This is a genomic window from Methylocystis sp. L43 (assembly GCF_015709525.1).
GTDB lineage: Bacteria > Pseudomonadota > Alphaproteobacteria > Rhizobiales > Beijerinckiaceae > Methylocystis.
The window spans coordinates 1-18253 of sequence record NZ_JADNRA010000009.1 but is presented as its reverse complement, the minus strand read 5'-3'; the positions used below and the strand labels follow the sequence as shown (position 1 = coordinate 18253).

At 59.5% G+C, this 18253-nt stretch carries 23 protein-coding genes and 3 pseudogenes; 12 read left to right on the top strand and 14 right to left on the bottom strand.

All coding sequences use genetic code 11. From position 1 onward, the window contains the following. Window positions 1–41: 41 nt before the first annotated feature. Together IYX23_RS20005 and IYX23_RS20410 are read right to left on the bottom strand one after the other, a co-directional pair. The gene (locus IYX23_RS20005) at window positions 42–356 is read right to left on the bottom strand and encodes a hypothetical protein (RefSeq protein ID WP_245435146.1); all 315 of its coding nucleotides are present in this window, start codon (window positions 354–356) and stop codon (window positions 42–44) included. A gap of 182 nt (window positions 357–538) precedes the next feature. Continuing rightward, a pseudogene (locus tag IYX23_RS20410) lies at window positions 539–664 on the bottom strand (hypothetical protein); the annotation flags it as partial. An 85-nt stretch (window positions 665–749) separates the two neighbouring features. Between IYX23_RS20410 and IYX23_RS19995 the strand changes: the two are divergent. Beyond that, complete coding sequence (locus IYX23_RS19995) at window positions 750–962, top strand: hypothetical protein (protein WP_245435149.1); 213 nt, start codon at window positions 750–752, stop codon at window positions 960–962. Window positions 963–1116: 154 nt separating this feature from the next. Here the strand turns inward: IYX23_RS19995 and IYX23_RS00620 are convergent, their stop codons facing one another. Next, a complete protein-coding gene (locus IYX23_RS00620; RefSeq protein ID WP_245435102.1) occupies window positions 1117–1707 on the bottom strand; it encodes a hypothetical protein in 591 nt (196 codons plus the stop codon). Window positions 1708–1915: 208 nt separating this feature from the next. Then, window positions 1916–2689 carry a bacterial ammonia monooxygenase, subunit AmoC gene (gene amoC, locus IYX23_RS00615; protein ID WP_109026919.1) on the bottom strand — a complete coding sequence of 258 codons (774 nt, stop codon included), beginning with the start codon at window positions 2687–2689 and terminating at the stop codon, window positions 1916–1918. A gap of 165 nt (window positions 2690–2854) precedes the next feature. On the opposite strand from amoC, the gene IYX23_RS00610 reads away from it, so the two are divergent. Then, a complete protein-coding gene (locus IYX23_RS00610; protein ID WP_109026920.1) occupies window positions 2855–3838 on the top strand; it encodes a helix-turn-helix domain-containing protein in 984 nt (327 codons plus the stop codon). A 357-nt stretch (window positions 3839–4195) separates the two neighbouring features. On the opposite strand, the gene IYX23_RS00605 is transcribed toward IYX23_RS00610, so the two are convergent. Next, window positions 4196–5173 carry a helix-turn-helix domain-containing protein gene (locus IYX23_RS00605; RefSeq protein ID WP_109026921.1) on the bottom strand — a complete coding sequence of 326 codons (978 nt, stop codon included), beginning with the start codon at window positions 5171–5173 and terminating at the stop codon, window positions 4196–4198. 90 nt (window positions 5174–5263) lie between these two features. Further along, window positions 5264–5569 carry an antibiotic biosynthesis monooxygenase gene (locus tag IYX23_RS00600; RefSeq protein ID WP_109026922.1) on the bottom strand — a complete coding sequence of 102 codons (306 nt, stop codon included), beginning with the start codon at window positions 5567–5569 and terminating at the stop codon, window positions 5264–5266. 1493 nt (window positions 5570–7062) lie between these two features. Between IYX23_RS00600 and IYX23_RS00595 the strand changes: the two genes are divergently transcribed. Beyond that, a complete protein-coding gene (locus tag IYX23_RS00595; RefSeq protein ID WP_109026923.1) occupies window positions 7063–7494 on the top strand; it encodes a hypothetical protein in 432 nt (143 codons plus the stop codon). 23 nt (window positions 7495–7517) lie between these two features. Further along, window positions 7518–7922 (top strand): J domain-containing protein, encoded by a 405-nt coding sequence (locus IYX23_RS20405; RefSeq protein WP_192879626.1) that lies wholly within the window; start codon window positions 7518–7520, stop codon window positions 7920–7922. Window positions 7923–8026: 104 nt separating this feature from the next. Here the strand turns inward: IYX23_RS20405 and IYX23_RS00585 are convergent, their stop codons facing one another. Together IYX23_RS00585 and IYX23_RS00580 are read right to left on the bottom strand one after the other, a co-directional pair. Continuing rightward, on the bottom strand, window positions 8027–8293 hold the full coding sequence (locus tag IYX23_RS00585; RefSeq protein ID WP_109026924.1) for a hypothetical protein: 267 nt from the start codon (window positions 8291–8293) through the stop codon (window positions 8027–8029). A gap of 105 nt (window positions 8294–8398) precedes the next feature. Further along, complete coding sequence (locus IYX23_RS00580; RefSeq protein WP_158273655.1) at window positions 8399–8830, bottom strand: cupin domain-containing protein; 432 nt, start codon at window positions 8828–8830, stop codon at window positions 8399–8401. Window positions 8831–9192: 362 nt separating this feature from the next. On the opposite strand from IYX23_RS00580, the gene IYX23_RS20400 reads away from it, so the two are divergent. Further along, on the top strand, window positions 9193–9444 hold the full coding sequence (locus IYX23_RS20400) for a NepR family anti-sigma factor (RefSeq protein WP_109026933.1): 252 nt from the start codon (window positions 9193–9195) through the stop codon (window positions 9442–9444). Between the two features lie 265 nt (window positions 9445–9709). Here the strand turns inward: IYX23_RS20400 and IYX23_RS00570 are convergent, their stop codons facing one another. Next, window positions 9710–10180 carry an Hsp20/alpha crystallin family protein gene (locus IYX23_RS00570; protein ID WP_109026938.1) on the bottom strand — a complete coding sequence of 157 codons (471 nt, stop codon included), beginning with the start codon at window positions 10178–10180 and terminating at the stop codon, window positions 9710–9712. Window positions 10181–10378: 198 nt separating this feature from the next. Next, window positions 10379–10576, bottom strand: a pseudogene (locus IYX23_RS00565) (ATP-binding protein); the annotation flags it as partial. A 333-nt stretch (window positions 10577–10909) separates the two neighbouring features. Here IYX23_RS00565 and IYX23_RS00560 point away from each other — a divergent pair. The 4 genes from IYX23_RS00560 to IYX23_RS00545 all read left to right on the top strand — a co-directional run bounded on the left by IYX23_RS00560 (window position 10910) and on the right by IYX23_RS00545 (window position 12381). Further along, window positions 10910–11362, top strand: coding sequence for a hypothetical protein (locus IYX23_RS00560; RefSeq protein ID WP_109026941.1), 453 nt, complete (start codon window positions 10910–10912; stop codon window positions 11360–11362). Continuing rightward, window positions 11352–11543 (top strand): hypothetical protein, encoded by a 192-nt coding sequence (locus IYX23_RS00555; RefSeq protein ID WP_109026945.1) that lies wholly within the window; start codon window positions 11352–11354, stop codon window positions 11541–11543. Before IYX23_RS00560 ends, IYX23_RS00555 begins: the two co-directional genes overlap by 11 nt. 262 nt (window positions 11544–11805) lie before the next feature. Further along, complete coding sequence (locus IYX23_RS00550) at window positions 11806–12042, top strand: hypothetical protein (RefSeq protein WP_124740580.1); 237 nt, start codon at window positions 11806–11808, stop codon at window positions 12040–12042. 108 nt (window positions 12043–12150) lie between these two features. After that, window positions 12151–12381 (top strand): hypothetical protein, encoded by a 231-nt coding sequence (locus IYX23_RS00545; protein ID WP_124740581.1) that lies wholly within the window; start codon window positions 12151–12153, stop codon window positions 12379–12381. Between the two features lie 23 nt (window positions 12382–12404). Here the strand turns inward: IYX23_RS00545 and smbP are convergent, their stop codons facing one another. Further along, window positions 12405–12743, bottom strand: a complete 339-nt coding sequence (smbP, locus tag IYX23_RS00540) for a small metal-binding protein SmbP (protein WP_109026958.1) — start codon at window positions 12741–12743, stop codon at window positions 12405–12407. Window positions 12744–12907: 164 nt separating this feature from the next. On the opposite strand from smbP, the gene IYX23_RS00535 reads away from it, so the two are divergent. Then, window positions 12908–13333, top strand: a complete 426-nt coding sequence (locus IYX23_RS00535; RefSeq protein WP_109026984.1) for a universal stress protein — start codon at window positions 12908–12910, stop codon at window positions 13331–13333. A gap of 609 nt (window positions 13334–13942) precedes the next feature. Here the strand turns inward: IYX23_RS00535 and IYX23_RS00530 are convergent. Then, window positions 13943–14242: an antibiotic biosynthesis monooxygenase gene (locus IYX23_RS00530; RefSeq protein WP_109026961.1), complete on the bottom strand. Its 300-nt coding sequence runs from the start codon at window positions 14240–14242 to the stop codon at window positions 13943–13945. Window positions 14243–14627: 385 nt separating this feature from the next. On the opposite strand from IYX23_RS00530, the gene IYX23_RS00525 reads away from it, so the two are divergent. Further along, entirely contained in the window at window positions 14628–15815 is a 1188-nt protein-coding gene (locus IYX23_RS00525) for an integrase core domain-containing protein (protein ID WP_196391639.1), read from the top strand. Window positions 15816–15943: 128 nt separating this feature from the next. Here IYX23_RS00525 and IYX23_RS00520 read toward each other — a convergent pair whose 3' ends face one another. Together IYX23_RS00520 and IYX23_RS00515 are read right to left on the bottom strand one after the other, a co-directional pair. Continuing rightward, complete coding sequence (locus IYX23_RS00520; RefSeq protein WP_196391638.1) at window positions 15944–16663, bottom strand: SMC-Scp complex subunit ScpB; 720 nt, start codon at window positions 16661–16663, stop codon at window positions 15944–15946. A gap of 18 nt (window positions 16664–16681) precedes the next feature. Further along, window positions 16682–17722 (bottom strand): DUF1403 family protein, encoded by a 1041-nt coding sequence (locus IYX23_RS00515; protein ID WP_196391637.1) that lies wholly within the window; start codon window positions 17720–17722, stop codon window positions 16682–16684. Window positions 17723–17873: 151 nt separating this feature from the next. On the opposite strand from IYX23_RS00515, the pseudogene IYX23_RS00510 reads away from it, so the two are divergent. After that, window positions 17874–18253: pseudogene (locus IYX23_RS00510) on the top strand (transposase); the annotation flags it as partial.

Here is an 18253-nt window from a genome sequence, read left to right as displayed (position 1 = left end):
AATCCCGTCGAGTGCCGACGCCAAGGGCGTACTAACGGAGCCTAACTCCTCTGAGTTCCATGGTTCTCCTCCGAGGCCGTGCCGTCGCGACGCATCATCACGACCATGTCAGGCGCCGCCGCGATGATGGCCTCGTCCGCCATCGGCTTGTCACCCTCGATCGCCCCCGCCGCGTTGACTCCTCCCCCCAATTCGATGATCGCTTCGGCGGAAGTGCCGCGCCCGCCGATCACGGGCCGTTGGTTCTGCAGCGAGAGCTCGAAAAGGACGCGGCGCGGCGTTTCCGTCTTGGCGACGACGCCGGCCGGCGTTGGGATGTCCGGCACGGATTCACTGATGAACGGCCGGTAGCACATCCCACGCCATTAAGCCTGCTAGGATGAGATTCGGGAAAAATGCAGTTACGATATGAGCAATAATGAAGCAGTTTCGAGTCATAACCGGATGGATCGACTATTGGCCGCCTATCATCTGGTGACCTGACTTCCATGGACTCCCGCAGCGGTAGCCTGCCCTCGGGTAGAACCTTCATCTCCTCGCCCGTCAGCATCTCGAACTCGAGCACCCCATTCGCGAGCGTATCGAGTTGCCTGTGTTTTTCGGTCAAGATGCGCTTGGCCTCATCATAGGCTTCCTGCACCAGCCGCCGCACTTCGGCGTCGATCGTCTGCTACGTCGCTTTGGAGATCGTCTGGTGCCGGATCGAATAGCCGAGGAAATGTTCCTGGTGCGTATCGGCATAGGCGACCGTGCCGAGTTTGTCCGCCGGCCTTGGCGGCGGCAATGACGCGCACACACGACGCGCCGACGCCGACGAACATTTCGACGAGGTCGGAGCCCGAGATCGAGAAGAAGGGCATGCCAGCCTCGACCGCCTCGGCTACGTGCTGGCGGCCGGCGCGACGCCCATGCGGCAGGGAGCGGCTTTGGCCTTCGAGGAGCCGGGCACAGCGTCGACATAGATGCACGCCGTTTTTGGAATGCAAAGACCGTCATTGCGAGGAGCGTAAGCGACGAAGCAATCCAGGAGTCGCACTAAAAAGTGGATTGCTTCGTTGCGCTCGCGATACGATCCAGCGCGAAGACCGTTCGCTCCAAGGGAGCAAACGGTCGCCATCACGCGTGGCGGAGCTTGGTCTTTTTCGACGATCGCTTGCCGAAGACATGCGCGTACCAGCCCGCGCCCAGAGCGAGCGCTACGACGGTAGCGACGGCGACCGCAGTCCAATCGCGTAGAAACGCTTCCCCGACCGAGAAGGGGAAACGGGCGTTGTATTCCTTGCGCCCATCTTCGCTGCGCGCCCGCACGAGCGCCACATAGTCGCCTTGCTTCCTGAAGTCGTGTTCGAGCTGGATAACGCCGGTCTGGAACTGCGCGGGCGGCAGGTAGGCTTCGTTCGGCGCAGCCTCGTCGTCCCCCTTCGGGTCCGCCTCAACGATGCGGATCTCCACCATCATGTCCCGCAATTCGTCCTGCATCGTGTCGACCACGATGGTCGTCGGTCCTGTCTCAGGAATGTCCTCGCAGAACTGGCTTCGCGATTGCGTCGGCTGATAGAAGCTGAAGGTTATGATGTTAGGCCCCATCTGGGTCGCGCATTCGCGAACTTTCTGGAAAGCCTTGGCGGAATCCCTGCGCACCGCCTGTGCGTCCGCGCGGGCGATCAAGCCGATCGCCGCGAGGAGAATCAATAGGAGCCTCATCATGAGCATGCCTCCACTCGTCTTCCGGCACCGCGTCTCTAGATTCGAGAATGCCGCAATTTTTGGTCTGACGTCCATCGCCTCCCGCCGCAGAAGGCGGCGAGAGGCGACGAAATGAGCTCGATTCTGGGAGTTTTTCGCATTCCCTCCCGCGCCGCGCCGTCGTTCGTCAGGAGGTCCAAACGCGGCCGCGGCGCGAGAATCTTGAGCCTTACGCGCCGGTCAGCAGTTCGACGCCTTCCTTGCCGATGACACGATGGATGTTCAGCAGGAGTTGGATCACGACCCCGAACACGCCGAGCGCCATCCAGCCGAAGAACACGAAGCCCCAATGCAGCGGCGCAACGAACAGCTCTTCCATAAACCAGAACGTGTGGCCCCACTCATTCAGGCCAACGTTCGGAATGATCATGAAGGGTCCGATCGAGACGATCAGATAGGCAATCGAATAGCCCTTCGAGAAGTAGGGGATTCGCGTCTTCGCATGGAAGAAGCAGCCGATCGCCATGATCGAGTAGATCGGATAGCTCATGTAGAACTCGATGATGTGCGACGGGGTGAAGTCCGTGTCGCGAATCACCGTCATGTGCCACGTGCCGTCCTGCTCGGTGAAGAAAGACGCGCCCCAATAGATCGCCGCCGCATAGACGACGAGCCAGGCTGCATTGTCGGCGATGGCCTTCATCTCCTGACGCGGCGTCACGGTCGACATGTCACGCACGCGCGTCTTCCAGAGCCAGCCGGCGAGGCCGATGCCTGAGATGAGCTCCAGCGGAATTTCCGTCCACAGAATGCTCATCCAATAGGTCTGGAACTCCGGCGCGAATGAATCGAGGCCAGCCCGCCAGCCGTAAATCTGCTCGTATATGCGCACGATCAGATAGAACCCGTTCAGAACGGCGAGCCCGATCCACATTCCCCTTAGGTCGACAACTTTTTCCACTTCTGCACGGGACCGGCCCGCAACTTCTGTTGTCACACTCATTTTTCATCCTCCGATTGATCCGGGCGGTCTTGGTTCCTCCCGTGAGGGAAATGTGCTCGACCTTGAGATCGATTACAGCTAGTCTCGTTTGACAATAAGAATACCGGGCTTGCCATCGAGTTTGCCAAACTCGAGACAAAGTCTGCCAAACGTCAGGGCGTCGCAATGGATGTTGTTGTCCTTGGCTATCGCGATTGCATCGGGTCTGCGTTTCTGGGTCCCTATGACATGCTTACGATGAGTCTTCGGATGCTCACGAAGCCAGGTAGACCGCTGCCGTTTGAAGTCGTTACCGCGAGCTTTAATGGCGCGCCTTTTGATGACGGAAACCGTAGGCGGCAGGAGGTAGATAAGGGCCTTGATTCGATCAAGTCTTGCAGCGCTGTCATCGTCCCAGCTTACATATGTGATGGTAATAATCGTCTGTCACTCTCTATCGAAATTGGTGCAATCGCGGCCTGGTTGAGGCATCAACATGCGCTTGGCGCAATTGTGTGCGCCTCCTGCAACGGGGTCTTCATTCTTGGCGAGGCTGGGCTACTTGATGGTCGCCGTTGCACAACAACGTGGTGGCGGCACGATGATTTGAAGGCCAATTATCCACGCGCACAGGTCGCGTGGGGTGCGTCTCTTATTGAAGAAAATCGTGTTGTAACTGCGGGCGGGCCGCTTTCATGGATCGACCTTTCGCTCCACGTCATTCGCTCTCTTTGCGGTGGTGACGCCGCGAAAGAGGCTGCAGATTTCACGGTTGTTGACACGACGCCATCAACTCAAACCATTTATGTCCCTCCCGGACATTTGGCAGCGTCCAACCGGTTCTTGCTTGAAGCTGAGAGGGTGGTTCGCCAGGCCGGTGATGCACCGCTAACAGCCCGGCAACTCGCAGTTGCGCTCAATTCCTCAGAGAGGACGCTCCACAGACGCCTTAAAGAAACCTCAGGAGAAACTCCGAAAGGCTTCATCGATCGAGTACGTTTTGAAATCACTCGAACGCTGCTCGAGACGACTGCACATTCCGTTAAAGAGTTGTCGCAGACCTCAGGATACTCAGATCAAACTAGCTTTCGCCGCGCATTTCAGCGGTATTCTGGAATGACCCCAGGTGCCTATAGGGCATGGATAAAAGCGCGCCGAGGGACTGCGTGAAACGTGTACTCGTGATTCATTCGGTGAGGTTTGTAGTGATGATGACAGGCCCCTCTCGCCTCCCGCCGAGAGATATGACCTTATTTGCACGCGAACAAAGCAGACCGGAGCGCCCACGTCGCTAAACGAGCCCCTCTCAGCGGGCACATTGTGCTCGAGCGGAAGAAGTTCGAACATAGGCGTGGCTCATGCTGGAGGGTGACTGTGGCAGCACACGCATTCGACGCTTACGGAACTGTCTTTGACGTGCGTTCCGTGACAGTCAAGCCAGAAAAAATTGCGAATCATTAGCTGCCTCCCTCTCCGAAGCCCCGAGTCAGAAATTCGAACCGATGGGACTCTTTATGGGTCCGGAGCCTAAGTTTGTCGATTGCGACTCTGGGTACGGTAAGCCCCAGGCGTCATGCCGGAGTATCGATAAAATGCTCGTCGAAAGCTCGCTGCATCCGAATACCCAGAGCTTGCAGCCAGTTGCTTCAGCGAGCATTTTGTCGTCTCAAGTAGCATTCGAGCGGTTTCGAAGCGCACGCGATCAATAAATTGCTTTGGCGTCTCGCTGGTCGCCTCTTTTAGCCGCCGATTCAAAGTCCGACTCGACATGCCAAGTGCGCGTGCGAGGTCTTGCGCTGTCATAGGGTCCTCTCCAGCTAGCCGGACGACGTGCTCCGCTTCAAGCAAGAAGGCGTTCGCCGCAGCAAAATGACTAAGTGGAGCATATACCGAGCGCGTCGAGGGGGCCGTGTCGACGACCGCGAAATCAGCAGCTATCTTTGCAGCATCTCCACCACACAGCGAACGAATGACATGCAAACACAAGTCAACCCACGATAAAGGCCCGCCCGACGTTACTATCCTCTCGTCCTCGATGAGCGGAGCGCCCCATATAGCGTCGGCTCGCGGATAGCGGCTTTTCAATTCATCGTGACGCCACCACGTGGTTGTGCAACGGCGACCATCAAGTAACCCAGCTTCGCCAAGAATAAACACGCCGCTACACGAAGCGCATACCAAAGCACCAAGTGCATGTTGACGGCGAAGCCACGCGGCCAATGTACCAATCTGCGGCGTTGACAGGAAGTCAGCATTGTCGTCGCATAGATAGCCAGGTACCACTATCGCGCTTGACGCCTTGATCGCAGTGACGCTCTTTTCTACACTTAGAGCGCGCCCGCTACTATCTTCAAATGGCTTGCCATTAAAACTCGCCGTCAAAGTCTTGAAAGGCTGACGGTTGTCCTCTTTGCTGATCATTAGCGAGCTGAGCTTCAGCATATCGACTGAGCCAACGAATCCGGCTCCTAGGCAGCCGTTGAAGCCGAGCACGACAATTTCCATAGCCAGCCTGCTTGGGGTCAGCACAGCGCCGCCCCCGACACCAATTCCGCCTCCGGTTTACTGGTCCGGCGTTGACGCTCGTTCATTTGGTCATCGGTTGGGGAGTTTTTCAACCAAGATCTCAATTTTTTCTATTGATGGAGGCTTCTCCAGGAGATCCGGAGCGTTCGCCATTAGTGCTTTGGCTACTCCTCCAGAGAGATGGGCCTCGCGCCCCTTCTCGTCCGGAAAGGTATCGAAAATACCAAACCTTGACAGGCTCATCTGGATTGCAAACCAGCTGGCGGTATTTGGTTCTGCCTCGACGAGTGGCAGCGCGTCTCTCAAGAAGGTAGCTAATTGCTTCTCTTTTCCCACCTTGGCTTCAAGAGCAACAAACAATCCTGGCTTAGTCATTGGACTTTCTCCTTAGCTTGATCTGGATTACAGCGGTCAGCGCCGACAGGACGTGAAGCCTCCGTCACGTGACATTGCCTGTACGCCCCAAGAAACTCCCGAATCGAAAAGAAAGTGAGGACCCCGGCTGTCGCCATGGTAGAGCCAAGTAGAAAGCTATTGCCTCCGACACCGGCGCTTTCATCTGCTATAGCTGCACTTGCAACGTAAAATGCGGTGACCCATATCGCCACGATCCAGATTGCAACAGCTATCGCGTATAGGACATTTCCATTGAGCCGCTGGCTCTTAGCGCCTGTTTGCATAGTAATACTCTCACCCGCTCTCGCTCGTGATGAGCTATGTTGCACAGATTTAACGAAGGCTTGATCACCCACAGGGGGCCAAGTTTGCCAAAATTGGCTTCAAGTGTGCCATGCGCCCATGCTTGTGTTGAGCCGCCCTCTTCTGCCTCGTCATCCATAACAATCGAGGGTATGAGCGCCTTTAAGCGCCAGGCCCATGAATACTTGTCCGAGCCTTCGGGCTCGTCGAGCGAGAAGATGCGGCGAGCGTCGGTGTGCGGTTCAGGTGGGCTGACTTTTCAAAGGTCAAACAGACCGACAGCTAGGCTCAGGACCTATCAATTTTGATTGAGGCGCGATTCAAAGTCTCCGAGATGGAGGCTTTGATGAATGATTTGTTTTTTGCTCAGCGCGCGCCAGATGGCACGGATATCGCCGTATTTTCCGTTGGCGCACGGAGTGCGGCGGGTTGACGATCGTCGGGTAGTCAGCTGAATCGTCTATGTGATCAAGCATGGTCTGCAACGGATGGATGCGCCCAAAGACTGTGGGCCGCACAAGACTCTCTTCAACCGGTTCATCCGCTAGCGGCTCGGGGTCTTCGACCGCATCTTCGCGGCGGTCGTCGGCGAACGCCCCAAGTCCAAGCGCATCATGATCGACTCGACGCATCTGAAGGCGCATCGCTCCCCCGCAAGCCTTTTAAAAAAGGGTTCTTTCCCGTTGGGAAGATCAGCTTGATGCTCTGTGGACAGACCTTCTGATGTTTTGGAACGCCGACGGCACAATTGAGGCTGCGCGTGTCGAGCCCATGCCGGAACGGGGCGATGGCCTATGTCGCGCGGGACCCGTTGCAGGTGTTGCAGGCTTCCGCGCATGGCGTCGCTAATGTCGTCGCCTTCCTCGCCGATATCACCATTAACGGCGTGAACGTGCTCGCCTCTTAATGGACGAGAAGGACGTGCCTTCGATCGATCTTTACTGAGCGCCTTCGGGCGCTCCTTTTTTGTCTGCTGTGCGCGCGGCTTCTGACGCCTTGACTCGTTAGCAAAGCCGCGCTTCCCTTCCCCGATATTTGAGGGGGATCACACGCGGATCATCGCCGTTTTATTTGCGCTTCTTCCGTCGCTAGCTTTTGCCGATGACATCACGCCGGACAGCTTCGCTAACCGGCTCAAGGCCGACGCGCTGAAGCTCACCGTCAACAGCATGCTGGCGCAAAGCAATACGCTCTACATTCAAGGGACGCCCACAGGCGATCCAATTCCTATTGCCGCTCGCATTGCATACACTATTGAAAATAATTCAGGCATGCCTCTGAGCTTGGCCGTTAAGCGCAGGGGCATCTCAGCTGGTCCTTGCTCAGAGGTCGAAAGCGGCTCGGGGCTCGAACTATTCGATGACGCACTGGCGATCCAGTTGCAGCGCAACAAATCGTATCGCGATCGTGTCATGCGCTTCGTTCCCGACAAGGCGCGCGTGTCAGGAACGATCGTGATGGAAAACACGAGCTGCAAGCCGAGTGACGTTTCGGGCATGACGACCGTGCCCGTTACGATCACCGTCATGGTCGCGAACGAAAACAATTTTCTCGCGGTCCCATTGCAGACGGATGCGCGCCTAACCGTGCGCGGCAATTAGAAACGTTTCCCACCGTCGGTAGCATGACGAGCACCGATCCATACAGTATCCTCGGCGTCGCGCGATCTGCGACGGCCGTGGAGATCAAGGCGGCGTATCGGCTGCTCGCGCACGAGCGACACCCCGACAAGAAGAGCGGATCGCACGAAGCATTCGTCCAACTGACCGCAGCCTATGAGTACGCGCTCGCCCGATGCGGACGGCCGGCGGGCTCTTCCGCGAGCACTTCCCCACCGCCACGGCAGGAATCCTTTGACGAGTTCATGGCGCGCACGTATCGGCACTGGGAGCGCTCCTCCCAGGAGCGAGAGGAATATTTTCGGCGAACGCATGCACATGCGCCATTCCGGCTTTTGTGGTGGCGTCTATCTCACGACTTGCTCGCCGCCGCGCACGACCTGGCAAAGCTTCTCCGTCGTAAATCATAATAGAACGCACCGCGTCTGATCGCGACGATCCTCGACGATCCTCGACGAGGCGCGACAGGCCCCGACGAGCCATCACATGTCGTGACCTGTCGCTCACCGCTGGTTTAAAGAGGATAGTCGCGCGCAGGATCGATCCCGGCGTCCGTCAGGAATTTGCGCAGGGCGGCAATTTCGTCTTTTGGAAGGCTATGATGGACGTCGTGGAATCCATGGGAAAAGCCGCTCAGCGTCACCAATAAATGGTTGTGCCGAGTACGAGTTATTTCAGCTCCCAGCTCTTCCAACATTGACTTGACGATCTTTGGATCGATGTTGCTACTCATTGGATGCGCGAACAAGGCGTGCAGAATTGTCCGATGCTTATGGTTCATTTATTGAACTTCCCGCTCATCTCAAAGGTCTATCATTTCGCACGGTGCACGCAGCTGCGACAACGAGACTTGCCCTTTGCATCTGAACCATCCCGGGGTTCTGGTTTATTTCGCCGGAACCGGGATCGCCGAACCTTTGCCTTCCGGCGCGCTGGCGGGCAGCAGTTCGAAGGTCAGAAGTTCGACCGGAGCTGCGCCAGTGTTGCTCGATTCATGGGCGACCGAGCCGGTCTCTGCGAAACAATCGCCCGCCCTGTAAATGGTCGGCGTTCCGCCGAGCGTATAGGTCATCTCCCCGGAAAGGACGCAGCGCAGCCCCGGCCCGAGGTGAAGATGCGCATGCATGTAGCCCCCTGGGTCGATGGTCGTCTGCGTCACGCGGATACGGTACTTGCCGTTGAGCTCGGCGAGTTGGCCAAGGTCCGAGAGTTCAGCTTTGATTTTCTGGTGAAAGCCTTTGATCTCTACTTCGTCCGCCTTGGCGCTGGCCGAGGCGGCAAGGAACAAGATGGCGAAAGCGACGACGAAGTTCAACATAGACGCCTCCAAATGCGCGCGCCACAATCGTCGCGCAAAGCTCTCCTCGGTTTCAGTCTTCGGCAGCTTAACGTTGGTCGTCGCTAAGTCCGCGGCGGGCGCGTGGCTTGAAACAGCGACTGGCGGGCAGCGCCGCATCATAATTGTGGAGTCTTCGTTTTCAACACTTCAGCTTGAGCTCCGCCTTCGCAGCAATCACCCACAACGCCGTGCTTTGCTAGTCTAGATGCCCATACCCGCAGCCAATTTGTCATAAATTTTAAAAATCGGCGCTCACTTACACGCCACTGTCACTTCTTCATATTGTGGCCGCAACCCGAGCTGACCCTGAGTCTGTCATTTATGTCGCCTAAAGGTGTCAGATGGGTCAACCTCGCTTGCTCCCCCAAAAGGTCGAAGACCTAATCGGCGAACAGCTCCGCGCCATGTACGGTGACATCCTTGGTGAGCCGCTTCCAGATCGGTTTCTTGATCTCCTGGAGAGGCTAGAAACGGACAGGGTCTTGGTTTTCGGCGTCCCGGACCGCCAAAAAAAGCGCGACGCCTCAATAAATAGTCCAAAGGAGCGGGGTTTATTCAGCCGATTCGTCCGTCAACAGCTGAGGGCGGGCTAAGCGGAAAATCATGAAAGCGCTTCAGGCATAGGCCCTTTAGGCGAAAAATCGCCAGCAGAATCGACGCCGCCGAAATTCATGTGTCCGCCGAGTGTCGCTTACCGCGGCGGCGTCAATCCAGCGCCTGCTACTCGCGGGGACCTCAGAGGAGTTGCAAACTGTGCGGGTGGCGCAATCCTGCTTGTCGCAAGAAGGAATCACGACGCAGTTGCCTGAGCGCACGCGAGATTTACTCGCGTGCGAGTATTTGTCTTGCGCCCTCCAATCAGGATTGCTTCGGAGGCTGGCCGGCCTGGATTTCGATTGTTTTGGCGGCGCTAGCGGCTTCGGCAGGTTTCTTGACGGTGACGTGGAGAACGCCCTTGTCTAAATGCGCCTCCACGGCTCCGTCAGCGGGAGTGAATGGCAAGGACATTGAGCGATAGAACGAGCCGTAGCTGCGCTCCTCGACGTGCCACTCCTTCTCGTCCCTTTGGCTTTCTTCTTTTTTCTCGCCGGCGATGGTGAGCCGGTTGCCTTCTAAGCCTACTTTAATGTCTTTTTCTTCGACGCCGGGAAGTTCGGCCGTCACCTCGATGGCGTTAACCGTTTCGGCGACGTTAATCGCAGGCGCTTTCGCTCCGACACTCAGGGTCGGAAGACCGGTATCGAAGATACGAAACGCATCTTCCATCTCGCGTCGGAGCGAACGAAAGGGGTCTATGTCCTGACGGGACCACAGGCTCGGCAATCTCATTGTGCTCTCCTAGGATATGCGAACGCCAATGCCCGCTCCCAAGCTGTCAATCAGCATTGAACCGGGACCCCAGATCGGCGCCGAAAAGGGACCCCTTTTCAGGCGTGCGTTTTGTGCCGTAGTCGGCGTGACGGAGGGAGGGCGTAGCCCGACCGGAGTTACGCCGACTACGGCAGCGGCCTGGGCGGCGCGTCGGCCTCAGGCGCGGTTTTCGAAGCGCCAGCTTTCGTTGCCGGTTTCGACGATGTCGCAGTGATGGGTGAGGCGGTCGAGGAGAGCGGTCGTCATCTTGGCGTCGCCGAAGACGCTGGGCCATTCGCCGAAGGCGAGATTGGTTGTGACGATCACTGAGGTGCGCTCATAGAGCCGGCTGACGAGGTGGAAGAGGAGTTGGCCAGAGCGTCGGCGGCTCCTGTCGGGAATGGTTCGCCAAGGCGCTGTCCTCCGAATGGAAGAAGGCCAAGGCGTCTCGCCTGCGCGAGGAAAGCAACGTCGGCCTTCCGGTCCGTTCCTGCGTTGCCGACCGGCCTGCGCCGCGCATGCCCCTATGCCGCCTCTACACCACGCATTCCGGCCGCCTCGCCGGATCATTCGCGGCCTGAACTTCAAGAGGGACCGCATGATAAGCGGCCGGGAAGAGATCTCGCGAACCCCACTCCCGGCCTGACCACAACGCAAACGGAGCTTCACATCATGGCTAAACTGTCTCATACACCATCGCGGCGGGCCATGCTCGCCGGCCTCGCCGCTGCGCCCGTCGCAGGGCTTCCTGCCATTGCTGGCGTCGTCGCGGACGATGATCCGCTGCTTGAGGCTCTCGCAGAATACGAGCGCCTGCACGCGATCGAACGGACTGCTTGGGAAGCCGTGGCGGACGCCGCGCCCACGAGCAATAGGCTCCCGGAAGTTGTCTTTAATGGCAATCGCGTCTTCAGCATTCTCCATCTCGAAACCATGCGCGAAAGCAGCATGGGAATGACAGACGAAGAAATAGACGACACGATTGCGCGCCTCCGCAAAGGCAACGCCACAATGCGTGCTGAAGCCGCCGGCCTTGAGCCAGAATACCAGAACGCGCGCGCCGTTCTAGAAGCCCACAACGCATATGCGCAGAATGCCGAGACGAGCGAGGTATTAGATGCGGAGTCGGCCGCGCAGAAGGCGCAAGATAATGCGAACTGAAGCGCAGCGGGCGGTCTTCGAATCCACACCGACGACGCTCGCGGGCGCCTTACGGCTGCTCCGTCGCCTCGCTGACTTTCTCGACGAAGACGACGTGGTCAATGACATGCTTGTCGGCGACATGATCGGCGACTCCGTCCGCAACGCCGTCGCGGTGTTAGAGCGGGAAGCGCAGTCATGAGCTTCGACAACGACAACGCCTCCGCGGCGCCGCTCTTTATCGAATTGCGCCCCGGCATGCGCAAGGCGCTCGCCGACGCCGTGGACGCGTTCTTGAACCTGTTGGACCAGATCGACGCCGTCCGGACCAGGCGCACTGGGCCGAAGGAGCTAGCGACGACCGCGAGGACGAAAGCGAGCTGCTTGAGCCGACCGGCGATGAGGAGCCAACGCTCGGCGCGACGACCGCCGTCAATCAGCAACATGCTTGGGCCGCGTCTCGCGTGGCCGATGCGGTCGACGAAGCCGAGCCGTCGCTCGGCTGGACGGGCCATGGGAGCGGCCATCCCGAGATGGCGCTGCGCGGCTATGACGACGATCGGGAGAGGACTACAGGGCCGCGCGACGAAGAAGAGGACGACAGCGACAAAGGAGAGCTGGACGGCGACTATATGGACTCTTGGTTCAATTCGCCGCACCTGCCAGGCGGCAATGGCACGGTGCGGAGACCATGCCGATGACTGACCTGAGCAACGTCAAGGCGCGGCCATGCGAACGTCTCGGCGCATCGTCGAGAGCGCCGAGCGCTGCGCCATCAAGGCGGACGATTTGCGGAGAAGGCTGAGGCCGTGACTTACGACCGCACCGCGATCATGCGGGACGCCCACAAGCGATTCCGAGACGGCAAGCGCCTCGGGCTCGGCTGGACGTTCGGGGCAATGCTTGGCCACGGCATGGGCGGCTTCGAAAGATCGGCGCAAGGCTCATGCCCGGGGATTTGCGGCGTAGGCTTCGAGCCCTACATCATCCCGAGCGCCGAAATTCGTCGTCGGCGCAACAGAACGCCCCGCCGTGGATGAAACGGCGGGTTTTGCTGTTTGGGTTATTTCTGCGCCGCTTCCAGATGCGTCAACGCCTCTTCGGCGTGTCCGGTCGCAGCTTTGGCGTCCTTTTTATTGCCTTCCGTAATTGACGCCTTCAGATGGGTAATTCCTTCCTTGGTGTGCTCATTCTTCTTCGCTTTTTCCGCCGCTTCAGCGTGTTTAAGCGCGGCTTCGGCGTGCGTCACCAACACATCCGCATGACCTTGTTTGCCGTGGTCGATCGCTTCCTTGGTGTGGCTAATCGCCTCGGCCAAATGATCCTCGGCGAGCGCGACGCGGGGCGCTACGAAGGCCGCGACTCCAAGACCCAGCGCGAGTACAAAAATTCTGCGGTTCATTGAAATATCCTCCCACTAGCCATTCCTCGGAAGGGAATGCCGGCAGGATCATAATCCACAATTTGCGGGAGTCGATTGTGGCGATTGACGCGGCGGCAAGATACGCGAAGGAGTATTAGAGTTCGGCATCTAGCTGCCTTAAAGGGTCAGCCAGGGAGGCGATGATGTTCAAAAATATTCTTGTCGCGATCGATCTCACCGAATCTGAGATGACCAAGCAGGCGATCGACAAAGCGGCAGCGCTCGCCAGGGCTTTCAATAGCGAACTCAGGCTGGTCAATGTGCAGACGCTTATTCCCATTGCCTTCCTCGACTACGTCAAGGGAAATTTCGACAAGGATATTCGGCAAGGCCTTGAGAAGGAGATCGCGGCCCTAGCGGCTAGCATCGATCATCCGACCGGCCGAATCTCGACCGTTGTGCTGTTCGGTCCCGTCTATCAAAAGGTTCTGGCGGAGGCCGAGGAGTGGGGCGCCGAAGTCATCGTCGTAGGCTCCCACCGGCCAGGAATGGATCGGTTTCTCATTGGCTCCAACGCCGGCGCCATCGTACACCACGCAAAGTGCTCAGTGCTCGTCGTGCGGCAGTAGCGTCTTCGCCCCAACCGTCTTGGCGCGGGCGTTTTAATGTCGCCGGCAGCTCGTTGAGCGGACTCTTCCACTAAAGAGGCAACAAGGCCCCAGCGCATCGGGACAAGCTCATTGCCGCCAGCCGCTGGCCGGATGACTTCAATCTGCGTCGTAGGGCGATGTTGTAGCGCGGCTGGCCGATTAGGTCGGCGATGCGCTGGAACTCTTCCCAGGAGAGAGTAGACCGCTAGGGTGTGTCACCCCCGCGCCCGATATGGCGGCCAATCTGGCATCAGATGAACGTCCGGGAGCCGCAGACGGAGCAGACAAAGCGGCGCACCTCGCCAGGGCAACGAACGGCGTTCCCGGCGCCGTCCGCATGGCATCGAAGGCGACCTTGCCGTGATGGGCGCGCCTGCACAGGGACCCGCTGTCGGACCCCGTCACCGTCGCGCTAAACCTTGTATCGGAAACCGCCGCTGCCATTAGGCAGTCCGAAGAGCAAATCGGCCCATGCGCTCCAGCACTTGCCGTGCGGGAAGCGGAATTGGCCACATCGACAGGCCGCGCGGATGAAGCCGAGGCGGGCATGCAAAAAGTCGTCGACGCGATCGGTGCGTTTTTGTGTTGTCAGCCCAGCTTTGCCGCCAGCACGTCAACCTTCCCGATTTTGGGTGGCTGCGAGAAAAGCTCCGGCGCTTTCGCCATGAGCGCTTTCGCGACTTCCCCAGCAAGATGAGCGTCTCTGCCGGCTTCGTCATTGAAAACGTCGAAAATGGCGAAAGTGGTGGGTGACACTCGGATCGCGAACCACGACACTGTGCCGGGCTCTGCTTCCACGAGCGGCAGCGCCGATTTCAAGAACGCTGCAACCTCGTGCTCCTTGCCGATCTTCGCCTCCAGCGTCGCCAAGATGCCAAATTTCACCATTGCGACCTCCTCAAGACCGACGGTTTCAGGCCGTCAGTTTGCACCAAGCGTCCGCAGATGGCGGCAGCATAGCATTAACTATGGCGGCTGGTCGCGGTTGCCTGCATCGCTCCGCGCGTACGAACCGGCCCGCGCCGAGCCAAAAGTGCTCGGCGACTGGCCTTCCCACCGCACCTCCAGCCGGCCGGCGACGACCGGGCTTTTTCGTGGGCGGAGGGACGGAATCCGCTGACGTTCGCCGACGCTTATCCGGCAAATGTTGGCACGAAGCGGCGCTCGACGCAGTCTATTATCACAACTTATTGTGAGCGACCTGAGAGATGGGTGACAGTTTGTTCCGGACACATGGGTGACACCTCCCGCCAGTCTAGGCGGGAGGTGTCGAATGCCCTGGAAGGGGTGTTCGGTTATGGAAGAGCGTCTTCGGTTCGTCGCGCGTCTGCTCGACGGCGAGGCGATTAGCGATGTGTGCCGGGAGTTCGGCATCTCGCGCAAGACGGGATACAAAATCTTCGATCGTTACAAGGAGCACGGCCTCGAGGCGCTCACCGACCGCTCGCGGCGGCCGGTGCGCTACGCCAACCAGCTGCCCGAGCAGATTGAAAGCCTCATCCTGCGCTGCAAGCGTGAAAAGCCCCATTGGGGCGCGCGCAAGAATCGCGAGCTGCTGCTGCGCAAGCTCGACGGCGATTTCCGCGTCCCCGCCAACAGCACGATCCATGCGGTCTTGTGCCGGCACGGCCTCGTCAAGGCGCTCGGACGCCGCCGCCCGCGGGCGCAGGGCACGGAGCTTTCGCCCGGCCTTGCTCCCAATGATCTCTGGTGTGTGGACTTCAAGGGCGAGTTCAAGCTCGGCTCCGGACGCTACTGCTATCCGCTCACCGTCACCGATCACGCCTCGCGCTTCCTGCTGCTCTGCGAGGCGCTGGAATCGACCAGAGAGGACCCGGCGATCACCGCCTTCGGCCGGCTGTTTCGTGAGCGCGGCCTCCCCGGCGCCATCCGCTCCGACAATGGCGTTCCCTTCGCCAGCCCCAACGGCCTCTTCGGCCTCTCCAAGCTCTCCGTCTGGTGGCTGCGCCTGGGCGTCGAGATCGAGCGCATCAAGCCCGGCCATCCTCAGCAGAACGGCCGCCACGAGCGCATGCACCTGACCTTGAAGAAGGAGGCGACCCGTCCGCCCGGCATGAACAGCTTGCAGCAACAGGCCCGCTTCGACGCGTTCATCAAGGAGTTCAACGACGAAAGGCCGCACGAAGCGCTCGACATGAAGCGCCCGGCCGATGTCTATCGCCCGTCCGCCAAGCCCTATGACGGGAAATTACCGGAAATCGACTATCCGCTGCACGATCGCGACGTGATGGTCACCTCATGCGGGCGCATCTGCATGTATCGAAAGCGCGTCAACATCTCGTCCGTGCTCGCCGGTCAGCGCCTCGGAATCAAGGAAATCGACGACGGCATTTGGCTCGTCAGCTTCATGAGCTACGATCTCGGCTTCATCGATCTGGAGCAGAAAACCTTGCAACCCCTCGACAACCCCTTCGGCCCGAGGTTGTCACCCATGTCTTAGGAACAGACTGTTACCTATGTCTTCAGTCCGGACAATTGATTTTCTTGGCGCGCCAAAGGGGATTCGAACCCCTGTTTTCGCCGTGAAAGGACGACGAGCAGGCAGGGAGTTGCGAACCCTATCACCGGTCATTCCCAATGCTCTTCGAGATCCTCCTCTTCCGCGAAAAGAAGGGCGTCAAGATCGGCCTCCGGCTGCGGCCTCTCCAAAAGTCCCTCGTCTTCGAGCCGTTCGATGTCGGGGAGATCGCGCAGCGACGCGAGTCCGAAGACCTCTAGGAACTTCCTCGTCGTCACGTAGGCGAACGGCGCGCCGGGCTCCGGCGCGCGCAATGCGGCGTCGATCAGCCGATGGCGCTTGAGCGCTCCAATGACGTCGCGGCTGATTTCTCGCCCTGCAAACTGCGACAGCTCCGCGCGCGTCGCTGGCTGCAGATAGGCGATCGCCGTCACGGTGAGGAGTTCGGTCGGCGTCAGCGCTGGCGGTCCGGCGGCGTGGGCGCCGTTGTTCAGGACGCGAATGGCGTCGGCGTAGCGCGGTTTGGTGCGCAGTTGATAGCCGGCGACGAGAACGAGGTCATAGGGCCTTGCCCGCAAATCTTCGCGAATGTCGCAAATCAAATCATCAAAATTGCAATCGCGCCCGACCAGTTTGGTGAGCGCGTCGCGCGTGACCGGCGACGGCGCGGCGAAGATCGCCGCTTCGACGCGCCCCATCCATTCGCGCCAGCGCATCGCCTGTGGCAGATCGGAAAGATCGGCGTCGAACAGCAAATCCCCATCGCGCCGCGGCACACGACGGTTTGGCGGCGGCGCACTGTCCTGTCGATGCGCCTTCATCGACGGCATGTCGGCATCCTTTTCATGTCACAGTCCGTAAAGTCGAAAATTGGCGCGACCGGAGAGTTCGCGCACGGCGCCAAGCGCCATCAACCGATCGAACAAACGCCGCGTGGCGCGATCGGAAAGGCCGGCCGACGTCGCCGCCCGCGTCGGCGAAACGCAATCGTCGGCGAGCAACAAATCGACGACGCGCGCCGCCTTTTTGGCGCGCAATTTTGGCGCAACGCTCAACAGTATATTGGAACGCCGCGACAGTTCTGTCGCCAGCGCGTAAGACTCTTGCGCCGCGCGCGCCATGGCGCGCGCGGCGCTCAAATCCCAATCGGCATCGCTCGGCCGTGGTCGGCGTCCGGTCGCCGTGCGCATCGATGGATGCGTGATCGTCGTCGCCAACAGCGGCAGCGGCGCCTGCCACGCGAGGCGCCGCGCCAACACAAGATCGGCGAACCACAGCGCAAAAATTTCGGCGTCGAATTGCGCCGCGTCACCGATGACGCCCAGCGCTAGCGCGCTCACGCGGGCCGCAGCATTGAGCGGATTCTCAGCTGTCGACCGCTCATCCACAAGGGCGGCGACCGCTTCGCAATCGATGGCCGGCGGTAAATCGAGACAATCGGCCGCGACTCTCACGACGCGCGCATCGAGCCGCACAGAAGGCGTTGTGAACAGGCGCCACAGCCGATGCAGGCGGCCGCCGGGCGTCGGCGCCGCGTCGAAGCCGGCGAGATGTTCGGCGTCGCGCAGGGCGCCTTCGTCTTCGCGCAGACGCGCTATCGCGGCGCAGGCGGTTGCGGCGCGCAAGGCGAGGCGCTGCCGCAGGGCGCCGGCAAAAACGGGTTCGAGGCCTCCTTCCCCGAAGTTTTTGCCGGGGCTCGAAGCATCGGTGGCTCTTCCGTCGGCGCGCGAAACATCGGCGGAGCCGATTCCGGCGCGCGAAATATCGCCTCCGGGGCAACGCAAAAGCTGGTCGAGGCGGGCAAGACTGGCGCCGGCGGCGAAGAAGTGCGCGCTGGCCGCGTCGTGTTGAACGCCGCCGACCTTCGCCCACTGCGTGTCAGGACACATCAGAAATTGAGAAATCGGCCTGTTGAATTTCAATGCGTTACGAAACGCTGCTGATTTACGCGTATACATTTGAATTGAGAAAACGCCCGAATGATGTACAGTTGAATTGAGAATTTGCGGCTCAACCATTTCTCATGGACGCGGCCGAAAAATGAACAGCAATAATGAGAACGCGCCCTGCCCTGATGACGCCGACACGACGGGGTCCGACGACCCGCAGTGGTTAGAGGCATGTCGACGCGAGGAGGCCATCAGAGAATTGTTAGGCCGCTCCGCGGGCGACCGGCTACGAACAAGCGACGTCGAAGATGTTGCTTTGGACCTCGGGATCAGTCGCGCGACACTTTATCGCCTCGTCGCGATCTATCGCGAAACGCCCACCGTTGAGGCGCTTCAGCCGAAGCCGCGAGGCCGATCGAAAGGGGCGCTCGCTCTCGACAAATCGCGTCATAAGTTGATCCGCCAGACGATCCGGGAAGTCTATCTGAAGCCGCAGCGTCCAACGCTGACCCACCTCGTCGAACAAATCCA